Raw genomic sequence first — 16,669 nt, 5'->3', positions numbered from 1 at the left:
AGAATCCTGTTCGTGTACAGATCATCATCCGGGAAGGTGCGTCCTCCCGGGATCCACAGGTTTCGATCATTCCTCGGTACTCTGCTGGTGGAAGATCGTCGCAGTAGCCGTGGAGGCGTTGGTGATTGTGCCAATACACCCAGGACAAGGTCGCGAGTTCGACATCGACGGTGGTCTTCCATGGTCCGCAATGTGCTGGTCCGTAGATCAGTTCAGCTTTGTAGTAGCCGTTGACGGTCTCGGCGAGAGCGTTGTCGTAGGAATCGCCGATGGTCCCGATCGATGGGGTCGCGCCGATCTCAGCGAGGCGTTCGCCGTAGCGCAGGGATGTGAATTGACTGCCCGCATCGCTGTGGCACCGCAGCCCGGTGAAGGTGGTTCCGCGTGACCATCGGGCCATTTCGATCGCATCAAGGACCATCTCGGTGCGCATATGTGGTGCGACGCGCCAGCCGACGATCATCCGACTGTAAGCGTCGGTGATGAAACAGACGTACGCGATCCCTGCCCAGGTCGCCACGTGTGTCAGGTCGGTAACCCACAGTTGGTTCGGCATAGTGGCGGTGAAATCTCGTCCGACCAGGTCCGGGTGTCGACCCATGCCGGCGGTGGGGCGGGTGGTCCGCACCCTCTTACCTCGGCAGACACCTTCGATGCCCTCGGCGCGCATCAGGCGGGCGACCTGATCACGGCCGACGTCGAGTCCGGCTCTGCGGGCGGCTTTCCACAGTTTCCGGATCCCGTAGACGCGGTAGTTGTCTTCCCACAACGTCCGAAGCGCCGGCCGCACCCGGGCATCCTTTACCGACCTCGTCGATGGTGATCGTGACCTGGCGGCGTAGTAACTGCTCGGAGCGATCTGCAGTGTCCTGCAGATGGGCTCGACCCCGAGTGGGCGTCCTGCGACGACATCGTCGCGGTTTGCGTCGATGAACGCGGTCACCTCTTGTGCTGGCGGTCGAGCTCCGCCCCGAAGAAAGACGCTGCACGCTTCAGTATTTCGTTGGCCCGCTTGAGCTCTCGATTCTCTTGCTCCAACTCCCGGATACGTTGAGCCTCCGACGTGCTCACCCCTGGCTTGGTGCCGTCGTCGATATCGGCCTGACGGACCCACGCCCGTACCGACTCGAGCCCGAACCCCAGTTGCGACGCAACCCGCGACGCCGCCCCGTGCTCGGTCCCCAACTCGGCCCGCAGTGCACGGACCATCCGCACCGCACCGGCCTTCTCCTCCGACGAATACCGACGCGTTGTCGGTCTTCCTGGCACACGTTCATTCGGCATGACTTCATCCTCGTTTCCAAGGCCAGAAGTCTCCACCGAACCCAGGGCGATTCACATGATGGAGGAATGAGGGGATGCGCCCGAACAGGTACCTCGACGATTATCTGCATGGGCTGGAGTTCCTGGGTGGGGTGTACCCCGATGATGCGGGGGCGATCGCCGAGCACGGCATAGTGGCCGCGCTCGACGATGATGACGCGTTCGTGTTCTTGCTTCGCTTGGTCGGTCCAGAAGCCCCGGCATTCGCGGATGAACTGTGGCAGTTGATCAGTGGTTTTCTGAACAGTCGCCGCGTCGAGGAGTTGTTCGGAGGCTCTGAGGATGCCGGGATGGCGGATCTCAACACAGTGAGAGGCCCGAGATACCTCCCGCCTCCTACTCGACCGAGGATCCCAAGGTGAGAGTGCCTGACGGCTACCACCGTGCCAAATAATTCAGGGAAGAACGTGCCAAATAATTCCGAGAGTCACAAGGCTACGCGAGGGTATCGACCGCCGACCAGAACCCGGAATTACAGCTGGACGCACTCAATGCGGCCGGCTGTTTTCGCGTCTGGACAGACAAGGCATCAGGCGCGAAGACGGATCGCCCTGAATTAGCGGCGTTGAATGGACGCCCTGCGCTCGGGAGACACGCTCGTCGTCTGGCGACTTGATCATCTCGGCCGCTCGCTGCCACACCTGATCGGGACCGTCGCAGAGCTGGAGGCCCGCGGAGTGGCGTTCAAATCCCTGACCGAAGCGATCGACACGACCACGCCGGGCGGCAAGCTGATCTTCCACATCTTCGGCGCCCTAGCGGAATTCGAGCGCAACCTCATCCGCGAACGCACCATCGCCGGGCTGTCGGCGGCTCGTGATCGCGGCCGGGTCGGTGGCCGACCGTCTTCGCTGACGGCCGCGAAAAAGCGGCAGGCGAAAAAGATGCGCGGCGAGGGCGTACCATGACCGAAATCGCAGAAGTGTTGAACATTGCTCGCAGCACCCCGTACCGAAACCGGCCCTTCCGGATCCGGAGTGCGTAGCTGGGGTTCGTCGGTGATGCGGTGAGGCACAAGATGTAGGGGTCCTGGGGCGTGTGAAGATGCAGGTTCTCTCGCCTCGCATCGAACACCCCAGGACCCGTTTTGAACGCTACCGCCAGCCTGCTTGCCGACACCATCTGCCGCACCGTCGAACTGGGGGTGACGATCACCGACGCGGCTGTGGCCGACGAGTTCACGCACCTGTTCTGCTCCCCGGCGACACTGGACCCGGTGTGCGCCGAGTGCGGGGCGGCGGGCCGGCTGCGGGACCACATCCAGCGGAGAGTCACCGATCTACCGATCGTGGGTCACCCCACCAGACTGCATGTGCGGGTACCGCGTTTCACCTGCGACAACACCGAGTGCGCCACGAGGATCTTCCAGCAGCGCATGCCGTCGTTGGCCGAGCCGAGAGCCAAGACCACACGCCGCTGTACCCGCTGGATTCTGCAGCGTCTGGCGATCGACCGCACCAGCGTCTCGGCGGTGGCCAAGGCCCTCGGGCTGGGCTGGGATCTGGTCAACGACCTTGCCGTCTCCGAGACCCGCACGATGGTCTACGGCCAGCCCGGACACTTCGACGGCGTGCGTGTCCTCGGGGTCGATGAGCACAAGTGGAAGCACGTCCGCGGTGACGGCTCCTCGTCGTTCGTCACCGTCTTGGTCGACCTGACCCCTGTAGTGGACGGCACCGGCCCGTCTCGGCTGCTGGATATGATCGCCGGCCGCTCGGCGAAGGTCTTCACCGAGTGGCTCGACGCCCGTGACCAGGACTTCCGGGATCGGGTCAAGGTGGTGACGATGGACGGATTCTCCGGCTACCACTCCGCCGCAGCCAAGGCAGTTCCCGCTGCCCGGACGGTGATGAATCCGTTCCACGTCGTGCACCTCGCCGCGGACAAGCTCACCGTCTGCCGCCAGCGCATCCAGCAGGCCACCACCGGGCACCGGGGCCGCGGCGGCGATCCGCTGTATGGGATCCGCCGGACACTCAACACCCGGGCCGAGCTGCTCACCGACAAGCAGAAAGTCCGCCTGTTCACAGCGTTCACCGCCCATGATGCGCACGCGGCGGTGGAGGTCACCTACGGCGTCTACCAGCGACTCATCACCGCCTACGAGGCCTCGGGCAAGCGGGAGGGCAAGATCGCGATGTACAAGCTCCTGCGCTCGATCCGAACCGGGGTGCCCAAGGAATTGCCCGAGCTCGCCCAGCTGGGCCGGTCGCTGTGGAAGCGCCACCGGGAGATCCTCGCCTACTTCGACATCGGCGCCTCCAACGGCCCCGTCGAGGCCATCAACGGCCGCCTCGAACACCTCCGCGGAATCGCCCTGGGCTTCCGGAACCTCAAGCACTACATCTTGCGGTCACTTATCCACTCCGGACAGCTCCAGAACCGGATCAACGCACTCTAAATCCGGAAGGGCCCGTAAAGCTGCCGAGAAGACCCTCGCGACCTTGCCGTCGTGCCCGATTCCCGAGATCGCCCGACTGGGACGAACGCTCCGCAAGTGGAAGGACTCCTTCCTCGCGTACTGGACCACCGACCGCTCCAACAACGGCGGAACCGAAGCGATCAACGGCCTCATCGAACTCCACCGGTGCCTGGCCCGCGGCTACCGCAACCGCGACAACTACCGCCTCCGCATGCTCCTCATCGCCGGGGGACTACGGGCCTGACCCCACACTCAGATGCGAAGAGCCTGTTTGCTTGGTCGCTTTCACACCTCACACGGAGGTCTCCCTCATGTCAGCCCGCCATGCCGACCGGTGACACAACGTCCGCGGTCAGTACACCTAGGGGTCAATTTTCACCCGCGGTTGACAGAAGCATGACGTGGGGGTGTCCGCGGCGAGCCGGACCCTGTCGGTGAGGGCGGCGCGCTGGTCACGGACCTCTTGCCCTGGGGCGCGTTGACGTGTCGGCAACGTCTAACATCCTCAGCGGCCGCGTCTTGTGCCCCCGCTCGATCCCCGAGGCTGCGACGGGAGTCGACGCGCCGATGCTCGACGCCCGTCGCGGGAACCCGCCCCGAGCCCGGAATGTTCGGTGGCGGAGGGGCTCACAAGGAGCGGCTGATTATCTCCTTCATGATCTCCGAGCTCCCCGCGTAGATCTGGGAGACGCGCAGGTCGGCCCAGGCGCGGGCGATGGGGTACTCGTTCATGTAGCCATATCCGCCGTGCAGCTGGAGGCACGCATCGGCGACTCGCTGGGCCCGCTCGGAGCACCACAACTTCGCCATGGCTGCGGTGGGGATGTCCAGTTCCCCATCGAGGTGCAGTTCGATGCACTCATCGACGAAGGCACGCGCGACCCGCGCCTCGGTGGCAACCTCAGCCATCTTGAACTTGGTGTTCTGGAACCCCCAGATCGGGCGTCCGAACGCGCTGCGGTCGCGCACGTAGCGCAGTGTCTCGGTCAGACACAACTCCATGGCCGCTACGTTCGACACGGCGACGAGCAGTCGCTCCTGGGGAAGCTGCTCCATCAGCTGGATGAAGCCCTGTCCTTCGGTGTGACCGAGCAGGCTGGTGGCGGGGACGCGGACGTTGTCGAAGAAGAGTTCGGAGGTGTCCTGTCCCTTCATGCCGATCTTGTCGAGGACCCGCCCCCTCGAGAATCCCTCAGCCGCGGTGGGCACCAGCATCAGCGAGATCCCGGCCGCTTTGTCGTCGGGATCGGTCTTGGCGACGGTGAGGACGAGATCGGCCTGAGAACCGTTGGTGATGAAGGTCTTCGAGCCGCTGACGACGTACTCCTCGCCTTGCCGGATCGCTTTGGTCTTGATGTTCTGCAGGTCCGAACCGGTACCAGGCTCGGTCATCGCGATCGCTCCGACGACCTCGCCGGACGCCATCTTCGGCAACCACTGCTGCTTCTGGTCCTCGGTGCCGTAGGCGAGCAGGTAGTGCGCGACGATGCCGTTGTGTAGGGAGGCGCCCCACGAGCTGTCACCGACTCGCGCCTGCTCCTCGATGAGGATGGCTTCGTGAGCGAAGGTCCCGCCGCCGCCGCCGTACTCCTCGGGGATGGAGAGGCACAGCAGACCCACCGCTCCGGCGCGGTTCCACAGGTCCCGGTCGACGTGCTTGTCGGCGATGAAGGTCTCGATGTGCGGCCTGATTTCCTTCTCGCAGAAAGTGCGGGCCAGGTCACGCAGGTCGTTGAGGTCGTCGTCCATCCACGGGGAACGGCGAGCGGTCATGGGAGCCTCCGGATCATTGGGTACAGGGTGTACCCCCATCAGACCACGGCCGCCGTCCTGGGTACAAGGTGTCCCACGTCGGCGTCGGGCGCTGCTCGGCGTGTGCGGCACCGAGCTGAGTCGTCGCGCCGCGCCTGTAGGCTGCGCGGGTGGTGGAAGTGAGACGATGGGCTGACTCGACCGTCCGACGGCGGTCGTCGCGTGACGAGCTGGCTCGTAACGAGAAGCGCGAGCGCGTGGTCCAGGCTGCGAAGCAGGTCATCGACGAGTCCGGGATCGACGTCGGCACCGCTCTCATCGCGGAGCGGGCTGGCATTCCCAGGCCGCACGTCTACCGCAACTTCACCAGCCGAGACGACCTGGACGACCAGGTGGCCAGGAGAGCAGCGCAGGACCTGATCGCGCGGGTGCGCCCGCACCTGACCCGACGAGGCACACCTCAGCAGGTCGTCGAGGGGTTGGTGCGCGCCTGCGCCACCTGGGCCGAGGAGCATCCGCATCTCTACCGCTTCCTGGCAGCCCGTGGGCAGAGTCGGACCCTGCATCGTGCCCGGATGGGGCGGTCGCGCCTCCTCGACGAGATCGCTGCGGCTGCCCGCGGGTACACCAAATCGGGTGTGGCGAGCTTTCCGGAAGGCATCCTGGTCGGGGTGATGGGGATGGTGGATGCCACCGTCATCTGGTGGCTCGACCAGCGAGACGAGTCCCTGGACGTCATGGTCGGACGGCTCGCTGGTCACGTCACCCTCGTGCTCCGGGATGCGCTGGCCGGCCACGGGATCCCGCTCGACCCTGCGGTCGAGCTGGAGCCGTTCGTAGCGGAATGAGGATGTCAGGGACCGGTCGTGGCCGTGCCCTGCTCGAAGTGCTTGAGGTCGACGACGATGAACGTTGCGTGCGCGGTGGCGACCTTGTCGCCGACTTGGTCGACCGCCTCGGCGTCCACGTGCAGTCGTCGTCCCGCATGGTCGCGGACGCGGGCGGTGAACTCGTAGTCGGTCCCCAGTAGGACCGGCCGGAGGTACTCGACGGTCAGTGACCGGGTCACGGCGAGCTCTCCGACGCGGTAGAGGAGGAAGCCGAAAAGGTCGTCGAACGCCGCGGCCACAAGACCGCCGTGGGTGATCCCTGGCGCACCCTCCTGGCGGTGGTCGAAGCGGTGCACACAATACACACCGTCCTCGGTGGCGTCGACCTGCAGAGCGAGCCCGGCGGGGTTCTCCGTGCCGCATCCCGCGCAGGTGGGGGAGTGTGAGGGAAGGCGGCCGGATTCGGATGGCTGTGGTCGCGACATGGCACTGATCCACGCTTCCAGCGTCGTCGGCGCAACGGGACCGTGCTCGTGGTGGCTGCTCATGATTCGCGGTTCGGCTGCGCGGTCAAAGTGGCGGGAAGGTCGCTCATGATCGGCTCCTCGAGGGTCACGACGGACAGGCGGACGGTGAAATGGAGTCTAGTTTGTCTCCATCCAGACGTTTACCCGGCATCTGTCTACACTCGTCGGGTGATCCGAGAGGTGCTCAGGACCGATCGACGGCTTGGTGCCGAACCCAGGGGCTTCGCGTGGTGGCTCTCGCTCCTGGTGTGCAAGCCGTTCCTGCTCGTGCTGCGTCGCCCGGATTGGCGTGGTGTCGAGCACGTCCCAAGGTCCGGCGGAGCGGTGCTCGCCGCGAACCACGTGTCGCACATCGACCCCCTGCTTGTCGCGGAGATGATCCTCGCCCAGCGACGGGTGCCCCGTTTCCTGGCCAAGGACAGCCTCTTCGCGGTCCCGGTCGTGGGGTGGTGGTTCCGCTCCGCGGGTCACGTCGAGGTCGACCGGTCGGCTGGAAAGGCTGGCTATCGCAGGGCCGTGGAAGCCGTGGCGCGAGGTCAACTGGTCCTGGTCTACCCGGAGGGCTCCATCACCAAGCGAGAGGACGGACTGCCCATAGCGATGAAGTCCGGCGCCGTCCGCATCGCCTTGGCGGCGTCTGTTCCCCTTCTCCCGGTGGCGCAGTGGGGGGCGCAGGAGATTCTCCTTCCCTACAGTGGGCGTCTTCGCCTGGGCTGGCGTCGACCGGTGAGTCTCGTCGTCGGGCCCCCGGTCCCCTTCGAAGACCTCCACGACCTGGGGGAGACCTGGGCTGTGAAGGAAGGGTGTCGGCGGTTGGAGGCCGCCATCACCGCGATGGTCGATCAGCTGGCAGGGGTCCCGGCGGATCGGTGAACCGTGCCCGTGGCGGCATCGATCGAACGGCGTGGTCGCCGATGCCGACTCTCACGGTTCGAAGGCGGGATCCTGGCGGACCGGTCCTGAGGTGCCGCTCTGCGTCAGGCCGGGCCCGTAGGTCTCGTGCAGGGTCCGCATGATGTCGTCGTACGGGAGGTCGAGGTAGGTCCCTCTCTCTCGTACGTATTCCATGTGTCGACGACCGGCGCCGTCTGCGGCGTGGAGCAGCGCGTCTTGGGTCCCGTCGAAGTCCAGCGGGGGAACGCCGAACCGCTCACACAGCTCGGTGTTGAAGGCCGGCGAGCCCTTGTGCCAGTGACCGTTGACGTGGACGGCGGTCCACCCGTGATAGACGAAGAGATCGGTGCCCATCACCGACAGCAGTTGTTCGCTATTCAGATGGTTGCGCACGTCGGAGAAACCCAGCACGGCCGGAATCCCGACCGCGCGCAAACTGGCGGTGAGCAGCACCGCCTTCGGCACGCACCAAGTGGGGCCGCCGTTCAAGATAGAGCTGGCCTTGTAGTGGTCGCGATCGGGCGTGACACCGTACGGGTTGTAGCGAAGGCGGTCGCGGACCTCCGCGAAGATCCGCCGGACACGCTCGTGTGGGTCGTCCGCTCCCTCCACCACCGATGAGGCGAACCGACGGATTGCCGGGTGGTCGCTATCGACGAAGTAGCCGGACGCCACCGCATCGCTCGGCTCGTGCTGGCCGCTCACCAGACGACCGCCCGAGTGTTCGTGGCAGCCCCGGCGGCCTCGAGCGCGCGCACGAGCTCCCGCTCCAACTTTGGGAGTGTGGCGGCGACCCGGGCTGCTTCCCGGGCACGCTCGCGGGCCGGGGCCCCGTTGCTGCGCGCCAGGGAGGCGACCTGCGACCAGGTCGCGGCGCAGCGACGGGCACTGTCGGACACTGCGGCGGCCGCAGAGTCGTCGGTCAACCGGGCAATGTCGTGCGCGCCGCTGGCCAGCAGCTTGCGGAAGAGTCCGCCGCCGGTACCTGCCTTCTCGACGAACGCGCGCAGGCCGAGGAGGAGCAGGTGCAGCACGTCGTCGGGGAATACTTCGGGCCATCGCGGGAGGTCGTCGGCGAACAGGTCGACGGCGGCGAGTCCGGTGGCTCCGACCGCCGTGTCGCTGCCAGAGACGATCGACGGTCCGTCCGAGGCGGTCATGGCAGCGGCCGCCTGGGCGAACGCGGCACGACTGGCGACCGTCAGGTCAGGGAGCTTCTGGGGCCACTCGATGTCGAAGAAGGTGTGACGCGTCGGGACCGGGAAGCCCTGCGAGGACCGCGCCTTGGCCAGCGCGTCGTAGGGCACCATCTGCACGTCCTCGCGGTCGTTGTCGACGACGTGCGCGATCTGATGCTCGTCGTCGTACCCGATGACCACGATGTCGTGCCTGCTCATCTGGAGCTGGACCCGCAGGTATGGCAGCTCTGCAATGTCCGCCCACACGAGGGCTGGGCGGCCACGCTGGATGGAGTCACGCACCCAAGCCCATCCCTCGCTCGGGTCGTCGGTGGCGTGCACCGAGACCGCTGCCCCCAGGCGCATCGGCAGGTCTGTCTCCAGGTCGCCTCCGCGGCCTACGAGGTAGATCGGGGGCATGAGCTCGGTGTCCCGGACGTAAGCGAGGTCCAGGGAGCCGCTCAGTGCGAAGACGAGTCCTTCGTCAGGAGGGCCGTTCCACCCAAGTCCGGCCCATTCCAGCAGGTCCCGCATTGCGCCGGAGCCGCAGTGACCGCCCAGGCGGTGGGGGTAGGGACTGACGACGCGTTGCTGAGAGCTAGCCATGTACTTCATCCTAGCCTCGGTGTTTCATGGGGATCTTCGGTTTTCTGGGCCGAAATAGACCGAAGTGCTTCCTGAGCAGGGGAAACTGGGAGTTGTCTAAAGCTCCAGGTTCTCAAGCAGAAAGCACTCGGTAGGTGAAGCGTACTTCGTGGTCGGCCGGTCTGTCGTTCTCCGCCTGTGATGTCGGGGTGATTTCTCACGCCGGGACGATCGCTCCCCGCCTTTTGGCTGATCGGGTCGGCCTGACCGCCGAACTGTCCAAGGCGATGGCACGCCGCCGGTCCGTCCCGATCCACGACCGTGGTCGCGTGCTGACCGATGTCGCGGTCATGCTCGCCGGTGGTGGCGAGACCATCGCCGATATCCGCGTTCTGCGCCACCAATCCGGCCACGGCAACTCACCGAAGATCAGGCCGCGCCGACCTCAACGTCGCTGGAACGAGGTTAAGTCGGAACCGATTGGTTTTTCCCGAGGATGCGGGAATCGGTGAGGCTCCGCACAACGCGGCGAACGAGGATTCCGATCGAAGCCGTTCAGGATTCGAGCCTGCGGTCACCAGGAGCGTAGCCGTGGTGATCACGGCAAACCCTTTGGTGGCGATCATTGCGGGAGCCACAGTCGAGACAAGCTCCCGCAAGTCTTCCTCGAGCTCCTCGATCTCGCTCGTCAAGTATCGGTGGCGACGCGCCAGACGCCGAAGAGCGTGGCCAGTTGCGGCATCTACCGACGCGGTGGGGGCACAGGGCCTGGTAGCGGCGAGGTCCGCGATCACATCGTGCTCGCTGACTCTCGACCACCGCGTTCGGATCTCCTCCGGGGCGGTGACCAGCAATGACTTGATCTGGCGGATCACGGCCACGCGGGCTTTGACGGCGCTGCGGCGAACGGTTAGCAACACACGGACCTGTTCGACGAGACCGTCGCCAGATTTAGCCGCGGGTAACGACTCCGGGTCGGCCAGTACCTGTTGCGCAGCAGCATAGGCATCGATCGGGTCGGACTTCCCACGTCGTCGTTGCGAGCGTCGGGGACGGATGATCTCGCGGATATCGACCCGCCGCTCCCTGAGGTGTCGGGCGAGTCCGGCGCCATAGGAACTCGTGCCCTCGATCCCAACGAGTTGGATGTTTCCTAGCGACCCGAGATAGGTCAGGAGCCTGTCGTAGCCGGCAGCGGTCGCTGGAATTTGTCGATCGCCGAGCCGCCTGCCGCTCAAGTCGAGGACCGCGACGTGGTGGTTATCGGCGTGCGTGTCGACTCCAGCAACGATGTGGACAGCAGCTGTGGACTCGTTGAGAAATGTTGTCATGATGAAGCCGTGCCTTCCTCCAGAGGGCACATCGGCCAGAGGTCGGGCAGACAAGACGTTGACGGGGCTGACCAGGCTCGTATGAAGTCATGCTCGCCTCTGGCCGACATGCATCGGACAGCGCCACCGCCACCAGCGCGCGGACGGATCAATTGCAAGACAAGCCCTGCGGCCGTCAGTCACCTACAGAGTCACACGCGTCGGCAACGAGGCCCTTCCATCATCAACGTCACCTACTCGTGCACCAGCCCCAACAGGACCTGGTCGCCTCGGTGGGCTCACGAGGCGACTCCTACGACAACGCGATGGCCGAGGCGTTCAACTCGCTGTCCAAGGCCGAGTTGGTCCGCAACCGTCACAAGGGGCCCTGGCGAGCTATCGACGACCTCGAGATCGCTGTCGCCGAGTACATCGACTGGTTCAACCATCGACGGATTCACGGCGAGATCGGCTACGTCCCGCCGGCCGAATACGAAGCTCAGCACGCGGCGGCCGAACCCCAAGCAGAGCCCGTCGACGACCTCGTCGACGCCAGATAACCACCCTCTACAAAACCCGGGGCTTGACACAGGCTTCGTCGGAAGTCGGGCCTGCTACACGTTGGGCATGCCTCGCCTGCGCACCCGGCCTTTCGTGTGCCGGAATTGGCTCGGGGACTGCCCTATCCATCGCTTGAAGGCATGTGAGAAGTTGCTGAGATCGCTGTACGCGAGATCCGCGGCCACTTGGCTGATCGTTGCGGTCGGGTCGAGCAGGCGTGCGATCGCCTGTTCGCGCAGCCAGGACTCGCGGACGTCACGGAAGGTCGTGCCCTCCTCGGCGAGTCTTCTCTTCAGGGTGCTGGTCGAGACCGAGAGCTTGTCAGCAACACGGGCGCTGTGAGCCTCTCCGGGGTCCTCCTCGAGCAGGACCCGCACTCGCTCTGCGAAGGAGATCGTGCCGTGGTGTCGCTCGAGTGCTGTGCGTAGGTCCGCGATCGCGACGCGGTAAGCAACGGGGTCTGCGAAGCGGCACACCTCCTCGAGCGCGTCCTGGGGGGCCTGCACGTACGAGGTGGGCGCGTCGAAGACGACGCGCCCACCTCGGGACTGCGCCCACCCCGCGGCAGACGCCGGCGCTGGCCACTCCAGGTACAGCGTGACCGAGGGCAGGGTCCCTGCGAGCAGGTCCAATAGTCGCAGCACCGTGGACCCGCCGTAGGCGATGACGAGGCGGTCCAAGTCCGGGTCGCGGGTGTGTGCAGTGAGCCCGATGGTGAGGCCACTTCCGTTCGGGTGGACGTGGGGGTGCAGGGCGGTGGAGATCAAGGGCAGAAAGGCGAGCAGTTCCACGACTTCTGCGACCGAGCCCGCGCTCACCAGCGGTACGCTCAGCGGCCCGAAGGAGGTCAGCTGGGAGTGTTCGGCAAAGGCGAAACCCAACTGGGTCGCCTGGGCGCTGTCGAGGTCCGGGTACACCTCTCGGAACCAGCGCACCGGCGCCTGCTGGTCCCGGGCGAGAAGTGCGGTCTCGTCGGTCCCTTCCCGCGCCATCACCGTGCGGAACCGGGCGGCAGCTTCACTGTCGATCACGGAGCTGTTGAGCATCTGCGCGAACGCGAGAGGCGGGACGCCGGGTTCGTACACACGCATTGCACGCACCCCTTGAGCCGAAATCACAACATTCTGACTGATGTGATCATAGCCATACCCCCTGCGTAGTCGCTACGCTTTCATCACGTTTTCGATCGTGAGGAGTCAAGCCAATGGGTGTAGTCACCTTTGTTTCCTACGACGGCGAGAAGTATGAGGCGCCCCTGGACGAGGGACGGTCGCTCATGCAGGTCGCGGTCGACAACATGGTGCCGGGCATCGACGGCGATTGTGGGGGAGAGGCCGCGTGCGGCACCTGTCACGTGATCGTCGACCCGCAGTGGTCTGAGAAGGTGGGTCTATCCGGACCTGTCGAGGAGGAGATGCTGTCGATGAATCCTGAGCGGCAGCCGACCTCCCGGCTGTCTTGCCAGATGGCGGTGTCGCAGGAGTGGGACGGCCTGGTCGTTCAGCTGCCCGAGTTCCAGATTTGATCGAAAGGAAAGTGGATCGATGATTGCGAGCATTGCAGACACGCTGAGCGAGAAGGTCCAGTCGACCCTCCCGATGGGGCTGCAGATCCGGGGCGCCCATCTCTACGACAAGACCCGTCGTTGGGTGACCGGAACGAACGGGCAGAAGATCTTCGTCGAGACCCCGATCCCGCCGGTGGACGAGGTCGAGCTCGCTGACATCGACCTGAGCAACCCCTTCCTGTACCGCCAGGGCAGGTGGAAGTCGTACTACGAGCGTGTGCGCAACGAAGCGCCCGTGCACTACCAGCCCAACAGTCCCTTCGGTCCCTTCTGGTCGGTCACACGGCACGCCGACATCATCGCCGTCGACAAGAACCACGAGGTCTTCTCCGCCGAGCCCTTCATCATCATCGGCCAACCACCCCGGTTCATGGATGTCGCGATGTTCATCGCCATGGACCCGCCCAAGCACGACGCGCAACGGGCCGCCGTTCAAGGGGTCGTCGCCCCGAAGAACCTTCGCGAGATGGAGGCCCTGATCCGCTCGCGCGTCCAGGAGGTGCTGGACGAACTCCCGATCGGTGAGCCGTTCAACTGGGTCGACCTGGTGTCCATCGAGTTGACCGCTCGAATGCTCGCGACGCTGCTGGACTTCCCCTACGACCAACGACGCAAGCTCGTCGAGTGGTCCGACCTCGCCACCGCGATGGAGCAGGCCAACGGCGGACCCTCCGACAACGACGAGATCTTCCGCGGCTTCGTCGACGCGGCGCGAGGGCTCAGTGCGCACTGGCACGACAAGGCGGCTCGGCTCGCGGCCGGCGAGGAGCCCGGATTCGACCTGATCACGATGTTGCAGAGCAATGAAGACACCAAGGACTTAATCGACCGCCCCATGGAGTTCCTGGGCAACTTGATCCTGCTGATCGTCGGCGGTAACGACACCACGCGCAACTCGATGAGCGGCGGTGTGCTGGCGCTCAACCAGTTCCCTGAGCAGTTCGAGAAGCTCAAGGCGAATCCGGACCTGATCCCGAACATGGTCTCGGAAGTCATTCGTTGGCAGACACCGCTGGCGTACATGCGCCGGGTCGCGAAGAAGGATACCGTGCTGAATGGGCAGTTCATTCGCAAGGGCGACAAGGTGGTCATGTGGTATGCCTCGGGGAACCGGGACGAGCGTGTCTTCGAACGACCTGACGAGCTGATCATCGACCGCAAGAACGCGCGCAACCACATTTCCTTCGGGTTCGGGGTGCACCGGTGCATGGGCAACCGGCTGGCTGAGCTCCAGCTGAGGATCCTGTGGGAGGAGTTGCTTCCTCGGTTCGAGGACATCGAGGTCGTCGGTGAGCCGGAGTACGTGCAGTCTAACTTCGTCAGGGGCATTAGCAAGCTCATGGTGCGCCTGACCCCGAAGCAGGACGCATGACGCAGGGGACCGCGCTCGTGGTCGGAGCCAGTCACTCGGGGGCTCAACTGGCGGCCAGCCTCCGGCAGGAAGGCTGGGCCGGCGAGATCGTCCTCATCGGTGACGAGGGCGCACTGCCCTACCAGCGACCGCCGCTGTCCAAGGCCTACCTCGCCGGCAAGAGCACGCTGGAGGAGTTGGCGATCCGGAAGGCGGACTTCTACGCCAAGCAGCAGATCCAGCTGGTCAATGCGCGAGTGGAGTCGATCGATCGCACAGAGCGGCGGGTGATGCTGGCCGGCGGCAAGAGCATGTCCTACGACAAGCTGGCGCTGTGCACCGGTGGCCGGGCACGGCGACTCCCCGTGCCGGGAGCCGACCTCCCGGGCGTCCACTACTTGCGCACGTTCTCCGACGTGGAGCAGATCCGAGAGTCGGCGCAACCGGGTCGGCGAGCGGTCATCGTCGGCGGCGGCTACATCGGACTGGAGACAGCCGCCTCCCTGCGTGCGCTTGGACTGGACGTCACCGTTCTTGAGGCCGCCGACCGTGTGCTCGAGCGGGTCACCGCCCCGGAGGTATCGGCGTTCTACGAGCGCGTCCACCGCGACGCGGGAGTGACCGTCCGCACCCGGGCGCTCGTCGAGGCTTTGGGTGGCGACGACCGGGTCCGAGAGGTCCGGCTGGCCGGTGGTGAAAAAGTCCCAGCGGACCTCGTCGTCGTCGGTGTCGGGCTCCAGCCCAACACCGAACTCGCTGCCGCCGCGGGTCTCCTCGTCGACGACGGCGTCGTGATCGACGACCGGGCCCGTACCAGCGATCACGACATCGTGGCCGCGGGCGACTGCACCAGCCACGTGATGGCGAGGTACGGGCGGTGCGTCCGACTTGAGTCCGTGCCGAGCGCGGTGGAGCAGGCGAAGGTCGCCGCGGCGACCATGTGCGGCAAGGACAAGACCATCGCGGCGCTGCCGTGGTTCTGGTCGGATCAGTACGATCTCAAGCTCCAGATCGCGGGACTGAACACCGGCTACGACGAGGTCTTGCTCAGTGGTGACCCGAGCTGTGATCGCGATCGCGACTTCACCTGCTTCTACTTCCGCGCAGGGGAACTCATTGCCGCTGACTGCGTCAACCGGCCGCGCGACTTCGCCTTCAGCAAGCGGACGCTCTCTCCGGGACTCCCCGTCGGCAGAGAAGCGTTACTGGGTATCGCACCGAGCTGAGCGTCAGCTGGACCACGGGGCCGTCCGACCCGATCGGCGAGCCGTCGACACCGGCTCGCTACCCACCACCGACGGGACACCATGCAGAGCACGATGACGAACGTCCAGCTCACGACGGCAGCCATCCTGCGCCACGGTGCGAGCGTTCACGGCGCGGCGCGGGTGCGGACCTTGCAGCCGGAGGGGAGCGTCAAGATCGGTACGTTCGCGCAGGTGTGACGTCGATCTGCCAGTGGGCGCATGCGCTGCGTGCCTGTGGGGTCGCTGGCGACGAGCGCGTCGCCACGCTCATGTGCAACAACCAGGAGCACGTTGAGGCCTACTGTGCCGTCGCGTCGATGGGCGCGGTGCTGCACACGCTGAACCCTCGTCTGAGCGCCGAGCAGCTCGCCTACATCGGGAACCACGCCGAGGATCGGGGCATCATCGTGGAGGGCAGCCTGGTGCCGCTGTTCCCTATCCGCCAGACTGAGGTGAGACGCTCGCATGACGATCACTGCGACCACTGACGCGGCCATGGAGGCCTCGCGGACCACGCCGACGACCTCGGTGCAGGAGACGGTTGAGTCCCCGCGAACCGGGCGGCCGACGAGGCGGACGTTCACCGCCGAGTACAAGCGGCGCATCGCCGCCGAGTACGACCGGGCCCCGGCCGGGCAGAAGGGCCGGGTGCTGCGCCGGGAGGGCCTCTATGAGTCCAGCGTCAAGCAGTGGCGGGCCCAGATTTAAGCCGGAACACTGGGCACCGTGTCCAAGAAGAGGCCTCGAGCCGGTCAGTCCCCGGAGCAGGCGCGTATCGCCGAGCTGGAAAAGCAGATCGGCAAGCTCGAGGGGGATGCTGCCCGAAAGGACGAGGTCATCGCCGATCGTGATGCCGCGTTGGAGGTCATGGGAAAAGGTGTCGCGTTCTTGGAAGCGCTCTCCAGGAAGAACAAGGAGTGAGCCGGGCGGCCTGGCGCACCTGGCAGGCCGAGACCGTGGACCGGCTGACCGCGCTGCTCGGTGTGGTGCGGGCATTTGCCCTGGTCGGCCGGTCGCGGGCCACCCATCACCGGCAGGCGAACCCGAGGAATCGTCAAATTCTGTGGATTAAGGTGTGTCAGGCGACCTCGGATACCGGCGTGTCCGGTGACGGTTCCGGGG

General features: G+C 65.5%; 20 protein-coding genes, 3 pseudogenes and 1 other annotated feature. Of the genes and pseudogenes, 16 read left to right on the top strand and 7 right to left on the bottom strand.

Annotated elements, in window-relative coordinates:
* Window positions 1–76: 76 nt before the first annotated feature.
* A pseudogene (locus R4P70_RS31775) lies at window positions 77–1,284 on the bottom strand (IS3 family transposase); the annotation flags it as partial.
* Window positions 851–985, bottom strand: a sequence feature (AL1L pseudoknot). Its footprint overlaps the pseudogene before it by 135 nt.
* 74 nt (window positions 1,285–1,358) lie before the next feature.
* Here R4P70_RS31775 and R4P70_RS31770 point away from each other — a divergent pair.
* From R4P70_RS31770 to R4P70_RS31755, 5 genes are all read left to right on the top strand, one after another.
* Window positions 1,359–1,685: a hypothetical protein gene (locus R4P70_RS31770; protein WP_021334594.1), complete on the top strand. Its 327-nt coding sequence runs from the start codon at window positions 1,359–1,361 to the stop codon at window positions 1,683–1,685.
* Between the two features lie 116 nt (window positions 1,686–1,801).
* On the top strand, window positions 1,802–1,939 hold the full coding sequence (locus R4P70_RS32815; protein WP_332113079.1) for a hypothetical protein: 138 nt from the start codon (window positions 1,802–1,804) through the stop codon (window positions 1,937–1,939).
* Window positions 1,893–2,231 (top strand): recombinase family protein, encoded by a 339-nt coding sequence (locus tag R4P70_RS31765; protein WP_332113078.1) that lies wholly within the window; start codon window positions 1,893–1,895, stop codon window positions 2,229–2,231. Before R4P70_RS32815 ends, R4P70_RS31765 begins: the two co-directional genes overlap by 47 nt.
* Window positions 2,232–2,410: 179 nt before the next feature.
* Window positions 2,411–3,724 (top strand): ISL3 family transposase, encoded by a 1,314-nt coding sequence (locus R4P70_RS31760; protein WP_021334593.1) that lies wholly within the window; start codon window positions 2,411–2,413, stop codon window positions 3,722–3,724.
* A gap of 43 nt (window positions 3,725–3,767) precedes the next feature.
* The gene (locus R4P70_RS31755; protein ID WP_021334592.1) at window positions 3,768–3,989 is read left to right on the top strand and encodes a transposase; all 222 of its coding nucleotides are present in this window, start codon (window positions 3,768–3,770) and stop codon (window positions 3,987–3,989) included.
* 383 nt (window positions 3,990–4,372) lie between these two features.
* On the opposite strand, the gene R4P70_RS31750 is transcribed toward R4P70_RS31755, so the two are convergent.
* Complete coding sequence (locus tag R4P70_RS31750) at window positions 4,373–5,518, bottom strand: acyl-CoA dehydrogenase family protein (RefSeq protein ID WP_021334591.1); 1,146 nt, start codon at window positions 5,516–5,518, stop codon at window positions 4,373–4,375.
* 149 nt (window positions 5,519–5,667) lie between these two features.
* Here R4P70_RS31750 and R4P70_RS31745 point away from each other — a divergent pair, with 149 nt between their 5' ends.
* Window positions 5,668–6,345, top strand: coding sequence for a TetR/AcrR family transcriptional regulator (locus R4P70_RS31745; protein WP_021334590.1), 678 nt, complete (start codon window positions 5,668–5,670; stop codon window positions 6,343–6,345).
* A 5-nt stretch (window positions 6,346–6,350) separates the two neighbouring features.
* Here the strand turns inward: R4P70_RS31745 and R4P70_RS31740 are convergent, their stop codons facing one another.
* Window positions 6,351–6,875 (bottom strand): PaaI family thioesterase, encoded by a 525-nt coding sequence (locus R4P70_RS31740; protein WP_021334589.1) that lies wholly within the window; start codon window positions 6,873–6,875, stop codon window positions 6,351–6,353.
* Between the two features lie 147 nt (window positions 6,876–7,022).
* On the opposite strand from R4P70_RS31740, the gene R4P70_RS31735 reads away from it, so the two are divergent.
* Window positions 7,023–7,727, top strand: a complete 705-nt coding sequence (locus tag R4P70_RS31735) for a lysophospholipid acyltransferase family protein (RefSeq protein WP_225320458.1) — start codon at window positions 7,023–7,025, stop codon at window positions 7,725–7,727.
* Window positions 7,728–7,778: 51 nt separating this feature from the next.
* Here the strand turns inward: R4P70_RS31735 and R4P70_RS31730 are convergent, their stop codons facing one another.
* The 3 genes from R4P70_RS31730 to R4P70_RS31720 all read right to left on the bottom strand — a co-directional run bounded on the left by R4P70_RS31730 (window position 7,779) and on the right by R4P70_RS31720 (window position 10,842).
* Window positions 7,779–8,453 (bottom strand): transglutaminase-like domain-containing protein, encoded by a 675-nt coding sequence (locus tag R4P70_RS31730; RefSeq protein ID WP_011331521.1) that lies wholly within the window; start codon window positions 8,451–8,453, stop codon window positions 7,779–7,781.
* Window positions 8,450–9,532: a BtrH N-terminal domain-containing protein gene (locus R4P70_RS31725; protein WP_030537992.1), complete on the bottom strand. Its 1,083-nt coding sequence runs from the start codon at window positions 9,530–9,532 to the stop codon at window positions 8,450–8,452. Before R4P70_RS31725 ends, R4P70_RS31730 begins: the two co-directional genes overlap by 4 nt.
* 398 nt (window positions 9,533–9,930) lie before the next feature.
* A complete protein-coding gene (locus R4P70_RS31720; RefSeq protein WP_021334587.1) occupies window positions 9,931–10,842 on the bottom strand; it encodes an IS110 family transposase in 912 nt (303 codons plus the stop codon).
* Window positions 10,843–11,093: 251 nt separating this feature from the next.
* Between R4P70_RS31720 and R4P70_RS31715 the strand changes: the two are divergent.
* Window positions 11,094–11,381, top strand: a pseudogene (locus tag R4P70_RS31715) (integrase core domain-containing protein); the annotation flags it as partial.
* Window positions 11,382–11,435: 54 nt separating this feature from the next.
* On the opposite strand, the gene R4P70_RS31710 reads toward R4P70_RS31715, so the two are convergent.
* Window positions 11,436–12,473 (bottom strand): helix-turn-helix domain-containing protein, encoded by a 1,038-nt coding sequence (locus tag R4P70_RS31710; RefSeq protein WP_037127318.1) that lies wholly within the window; start codon window positions 12,471–12,473, stop codon window positions 11,436–11,438.
* A 113-nt stretch (window positions 12,474–12,586) separates the two neighbouring features.
* On the opposite strand from R4P70_RS31710, the gene R4P70_RS31705 reads away from it, so the two are divergent.
* From R4P70_RS31705 to R4P70_RS31675, 8 genes and pseudogenes are all read left to right on the top strand, one after another.
* Window positions 12,587–12,907 carry a 2Fe-2S iron-sulfur cluster-binding protein gene (locus R4P70_RS31705; RefSeq protein WP_021334585.1) on the top strand — a complete coding sequence of 107 codons (321 nt, stop codon included), beginning with the start codon at window positions 12,587–12,589 and terminating at the stop codon, window positions 12,905–12,907.
* 19 nt (window positions 12,908–12,926) lie between these two features.
* A complete protein-coding gene (locus tag R4P70_RS31700; RefSeq protein ID WP_021334584.1) occupies window positions 12,927–14,321 on the top strand; it encodes a cytochrome P450 in 1,395 nt (464 codons plus the stop codon).
* Window positions 14,318–15,526: an NAD(P)/FAD-dependent oxidoreductase gene (locus R4P70_RS31695; protein WP_021334583.1), complete on the top strand. Its 1,209-nt coding sequence runs from the start codon at window positions 14,318–14,320 to the stop codon at window positions 15,524–15,526. The genes R4P70_RS31700 and R4P70_RS31695 overlap by 4 nt, the downstream gene beginning before the upstream one ends.
* A 93-nt stretch (window positions 15,527–15,619) precedes the next feature.
* Window positions 15,620–15,745, top strand: coding sequence for a fatty-acid--CoA ligase (locus R4P70_RS32810; RefSeq protein WP_225320457.1), 126 nt, complete (start codon window positions 15,620–15,622; stop codon window positions 15,743–15,745).
* 17 nt (window positions 15,746–15,762) lie between these two features.
* Window positions 15,763–15,978: pseudogene (locus tag R4P70_RS32805) on the top strand (AMP-binding protein); the annotation flags it as partial.
* Window positions 15,979–16,012: 34 nt separating this feature from the next.
* Window positions 16,013–16,255 carry a hypothetical protein gene (locus R4P70_RS31685; RefSeq protein ID WP_021334582.1) on the top strand — a complete coding sequence of 81 codons (243 nt, stop codon included), beginning with the start codon at window positions 16,013–16,015 and terminating at the stop codon, window positions 16,253–16,255.
* Window positions 16,256–16,273: 18 nt separating this feature from the next.
* Window positions 16,274–16,468 (top strand): hypothetical protein, encoded by a 195-nt coding sequence (locus R4P70_RS31680; RefSeq protein ID WP_021334581.1) that lies wholly within the window; start codon window positions 16,274–16,276, stop codon window positions 16,466–16,468.
* Window positions 16,465–16,669 (top strand): hypothetical protein (locus R4P70_RS31675; protein ID WP_317833674.1); only part of this gene is annotated, 205 nt, incomplete at its 3' end. The genes R4P70_RS31680 and R4P70_RS31675, both read left to right, overlap by 4 nt.

It is taken from the genome of Rhodococcus sp. IEGM 1241 (assembly GCF_033142365.1).
Taxonomy (GTDB): domain Bacteria; phylum Actinomycetota; class Actinomycetes; order Mycobacteriales; family Mycobacteriaceae; genus Rhodococcus_F; species Rhodococcus_F erythropolis.
This window is presented reverse-complemented; position numbering and strand designations above follow the sequence as displayed.

What these genes read in the sequence shown, in the direction of transcription:
- R4P70_RS31750 (WP_021334591.1), bottom strand. Translation starts at nt 5,518, where the DNA reads ATGACCGCTCGCCGTTCCCCGTGGATGGACGACGACCTCAACGACCTG.
- R4P70_RS31740 (WP_021334589.1), bottom strand. Translation starts at nt 6,875, where the DNA reads ATGAGCAGCCACCACGAGCACGGTCCCGTTGCGCCGACGACGCTGGAA.
- R4P70_RS31685 (WP_021334582.1), top strand. Translation starts at nt 16,013, where the DNA reads ATGACGATCACTGCGACCACTGACGCGGCCATGGAGGCCTCGCGGACC.
- R4P70_RS31700 (WP_021334584.1), top strand. Translation starts at nt 12,927, where the DNA reads ATGATTGCGAGCATTGCAGACACGCTGAGCGAGAAGGTCCAGTCGACC.
- R4P70_RS31725 (WP_030537992.1), bottom strand. Translation starts at nt 9,532, where the DNA reads ATGGCTAGCTCTCAGCAACGCGTCGTCAGTCCCTACCCCCACCGCCTG.
- R4P70_RS31710 (WP_037127318.1), bottom strand. Translation starts at nt 12,473, where the DNA reads ATGCGTGTGTACGAACCCGGCGTCCCGCCTCTCGCGTTCGCGCAGATG.
- R4P70_RS31720 (WP_021334587.1), bottom strand. Translation starts at nt 10,842, where the DNA reads ATGACAACATTTCTCAACGAGTCCACAGCTGCTGTCCACATCGTTGCT.
- R4P70_RS31695 (WP_021334583.1), top strand. Translation starts at nt 14,318, where the DNA reads ATGACGCAGGGGACCGCGCTCGTGGTCGGAGCCAGTCACTCGGGGGCT.
- R4P70_RS31770 (WP_021334594.1), top strand. Translation starts at nt 1,359, where the DNA reads ATGCGCCCGAACAGGTACCTCGACGATTATCTGCATGGGCTGGAGTTC.
- R4P70_RS31765 (WP_332113078.1), top strand. Translation starts at nt 1,893, where the DNA reads ATGGACGCCCTGCGCTCGGGAGACACGCTCGTCGTCTGGCGACTTGAT.
- R4P70_RS31705 (WP_021334585.1), top strand. Translation starts at nt 12,587, where the DNA reads ATGGGTGTAGTCACCTTTGTTTCCTACGACGGCGAGAAGTATGAGGCG.
- R4P70_RS32810 (WP_225320457.1), top strand. Translation starts at nt 15,620, where the DNA reads ATGACGAACGTCCAGCTCACGACGGCAGCCATCCTGCGCCACGGTGCG.